The organism is Candidatus Stygibacter australis (genome assembly GCA_030765845.1).
GTDB classification, from domain to species: domain Bacteria; phylum Cloacimonadota; class Cloacimonadia; order Cloacimonadales; family TCS61; genus Stygibacter; species Stygibacter australis.
Window position 1 is genome coordinate 1 of record JAVCDJ010000007.1, and the last position, 3,678, is coordinate 3,678.

The 3,678-nt window shown below is 38.1% G+C and carries 4 protein-coding genes; all 4 read right to left on the reverse strand.

Annotated elements, in window-relative coordinates; translation table 11 throughout:
• On the reverse strand, positions 1–751 hold a 751-nt coding region (locus RAO94_00245; protein ID MDP8320756.1), incomplete at its 3' end, for a M14 family zinc carboxypeptidase.
• A 26-nt stretch (positions 752–777) separates the two neighbouring features.
• Complete coding sequence (locus tag RAO94_00250) at positions 778–1,647, reverse strand: tetratricopeptide repeat protein (protein ID MDP8320757.1); 870 nt, start codon at positions 1,645–1,647, stop codon at positions 778–780.
• Between the two features lie 512 nt (positions 1,648–2,159).
• Positions 2,160–3,131: a tRNA dihydrouridine synthase DusB gene (gene dusB, locus RAO94_00255; protein ID MDP8320758.1), complete on the reverse strand. Its 972-nt coding sequence runs from the start codon at positions 3,129–3,131 to the stop codon at positions 2,160–2,162.
• The coding region (locus RAO94_00260) for an RNA methyltransferase (protein MDP8320759.1) at positions 3,118–3,678 on the reverse strand (561 nt) is incomplete at its 5' end. The genes RAO94_00260 and dusB, both read right to left, overlap by 14 nt.

A 3,678-nucleotide genomic window follows, 5' to 3' on the forward strand; every position in this document is an offset into this window, starting at 1 on the left:
CAAAATTACGATTCATATCCACACCATCAGTTGTACTATAATCAGGTTCTCCATTTTCATTATTATCCCGCATATTTTTGCGATGATATAAATGAAGCTCATCATGTACAACTTTATAACCATCGGGATTGATCAAAGGAACAAACCAGATTTGATTATTTGTGATAAATTCCGTGATCTCAGGATCAGTTCCGTAATCCGCAAAGAATTCCTCCATAAAGGTCATTACCACTTCCAGACTGATTGTTTCCCGCGCATGGATCAAACTGGAAAAATACACATTAGGCTCATCTTCTTCCACTTCTGGATTATCTGAAACTTTCAAACACCAGATTTCATGCTGAAAATCAACATAATTATCGTTTCCATCCAGATAATACTGATGACACATAGAAGGTCCTAATGAAGTAAGACTTGTGATTTCTGGATATGTTTCAGTGAAATTCACAAGATCTTCATACATCTCATCATAAGAACGGTAATTCTCCAGATCACGGATCAGATCAGACTCGGTTTTGATCACGCTGTATTCCACCTGATTTAATGCCAGGTAATCGATGATCTCCTGATTTGCCATAATTTCCATGTATTCCCGATTATAGGTTATTCTATCAGATAACTGATTAATATTTAACCAGTTAGTGACCTTCTTGTCAGGTGTTGAAATTCTGATCAGCAGGTCTTCTGCCTGCAAAAATGAGACTATAAATATTATAAATATAGCAATAAAAAACGCTTTATTAGCTTTCATTCTTCCTCCTCAAGGGATTTTTAGCCTTATTGATGACCCTCTGTTAATCGGTCAATAATTCTATTATACATCATAGCCAAAGGAAAATCTTCCGGTAATGAACTTCTCGCTGCTTGCAGTAATTCTCCTGCCGCATCCAGCATATTATGCAATAAATATACTCTGATCAATTCCAAATACGCTCCAGGTCTTTCTGGCGCGATACTTATTGCCTTTTGCAAAAGCTCTATTGCCTTGTCTGTTTTCCCAATCCCCTCGCAGACTATACCATAACTACGATAATATTCGGGATTTTTCATTTTAAATATCTCTCCCTTATGAAAATCCCAATATGCTTTTAAATAATTCTGCTGCGCAAGCCAGCACATGCCTCGTAAAAAACATATCTCACTGCTAAGCCCGCCGATCGCCTCTGCCTGATTACAGCATTTCACTGCTGTATTGAATTCTTTTTTATTGAAATAAAGCTCTCCCAGTAATATGTGCGGAACAGCAGATTTTACATCATAATCCAGCACCTTCCTGGCATATTTTACAGCTTCATCAAATTGCTTGGTCCTTGCTAATGCCACAGCTCTATTATAGAAGAGCTCTGGACTTTTTCGCTTGATCCTTTTATAATAACTAACTGCTACATGATATTCTCTCATGCTCAGAAAACAATTAGCTATGGTAATTAGAAGCTCCTCATTATCTGTGTATAGCAATGTATTCTGGCACACACTTATTGCTCGCCTATACTGCTTCTTTTTTGAATACAATTTCGCCAGTTCTAATGCCAGTTCAGCAGAATCAGGACGCTTTTTAAGTCCTTCACTCAATAGTTTTCGAGCTTTCAACCAGTTTCTTTTCTCCTCATACCTGGCTTGTATCAGCAACTCTTTTTTCTCATCCATATTAATATAATCGTTGAAGGGTTTTAATTGTCAAATTATTTATTTGCCTAATTTACAAATTCATCGGAAACTGTTCAATCTTTAAGGGTACTTTATCCCTGAAAGGGATTAAAATATCTGGAGTTTAGACATTTACGGGTCCATCTTATTAACCACCAACTCCAGTTGGTGGTATTTATGTACATACGATAGTGTAGTCACTTCAGTGACTTCTCTATATAATTCATATCATTACGAGAATATCCATTATTGTATAACAAAATTAGATTTGTGGGAAGTAGCTGAAGCCACTACTTTCTGTAAGCTCTCGTTGACCAACAAATGAATTTGGTGGTTAATGAGAGGGGTAAGTTATTATATTACAGACATTAAACATATATTAAGGTTTGGCTTAACAACATTATAAGAGTTGAAAAAATATAGAATTTGTAAAATATCCAAACTCAAGGTAGTTTATCCCTTTCAGGGAAAATGTCAATTCCCCAAAAATTGAAAACCCGCAATGAAATCAATTACTTATATTGAACCGTCATAATAAGATCTTCGATCATTTTAAGCAGTGATTCTATATCCAGGGATTGATTAATATATGCCCGTACTTTGGCAGAATCCCGATAGCCTTTTGTGTAAGCAGAAAGGTGCGTGCGCATCTCCATGAGAGCAATCCTTTCACCTTTTTCTGCAATAACAAGTTCATAATGTTCTCTGATAGTGGCGATGATCTCATCTGGTGTGGGTGTCCAGAGCTTTCCAGTTTCACGCAATAACTTGATCTGCTTGAATATCCAGGGCTTGCCGATACTTGCCCTGCCGATCATTATTCCATCACATTTAGTTTTCTTAACCATTGTCAAAGCATCTTCTGGGGTCATAATATCACCATTACCGATTACGGGAATATCCAGGGTTTCTTTTATTTGAGTGATTATATCCCAGTCACTTTTGCCGGCATATTGCTGGCTTCGTGTGCGAGGATGAATAATGATCAGGTCAGCTCCAGCATCCTGCAATATTAAAGCAAAATCGACTGCATTGCGAGACTGCACATCCCAACCAGAACGGATTTTAACTGTTAATGGTAGATTATAGCTGTCACAAACCTGTTTAACTGATTTTACGATATTGGCAGCCAGTTCAGGATTGCGCATTAGTGCACTTCCAGCTCCACGTTTTATTACTTTCTTAACAGGGCAACCCATATTTATATCGATAAAATCGGGTGATATTCGAGCTATCAATTCTGCTCCTTCCTGCATAACAACAGGATTTGAGCCAAATATCTGGATACCGGCAGGTCGCTGAATTTCTGTGAATCTGGCATAGGGAATTGTTTGATTATAAGAATATTTAAGACCATCAGCACTGACCATTTCACTGACCACGATATCTGCTCCCCACTTTTTACATATCGTGCGGAAGGGAGAATCCGTTAGACCTGCTAAGGGCGCCAGCCAGAGCAGTCCTTTAGTATCAAGAATTTTCATTCGCAGTCAGATAATAAATAATTATACCCGCAGCTACAGCCGCATTTAGCGATTCCATCGCATTTGACATGGGAATATTCAGCTTCAGATCAGCTTTGACAATAATCTCTGGATCAATACCATGAGCTTCTGAACCAATAACCAAAATGCTGGGTTTAGGAATAGATTTAAAAGAAGTAATGGGCTGGGAATTTTCCAGGCAAGTAACCAGTATCTTTCCTGGTTGATCATACAACCATTCATGATCATGCTCCTCGGAAGGCAGTGTTAATATAGCACCCATAGAAGCCCTGACCGCTTTGGGATTGAATAACTCACAGCATCCCGGTGAAGTGATAATGCCATCCACACCCAATCCTAATGCAGTTCTGAATATTGTCCCCAGATTTCCTGGTTCGGAGATACTATCGAAATAAAGGAGAAAATCCTTTTTAATTATGGGCTGTTTTTCAGCTTTTATTAAACCCACAACCTGTTGAGAATTTTTAGTTTGAGCCAGTTTATCAAGTTGCCATGGTTCACAGTAAGTAATAGCTTGAGGTTGCAA

Excerpts from the sequence above, each read along its gene's own strand:
- RAO94_00250 (MDP8320757.1), bottom strand. The coding sequence starts at position 1,647 with ATGGATGAGAAAAAAGAGTTGCTGATACAAGCCAGGTATGAGGAGAAA.
- dusB (MDP8320758.1), bottom strand. The coding sequence starts at position 3,131 with ATGAAAATTCTTGATACTAAAGGACTGCTCTGGCTGGCGCCCTTAGCA.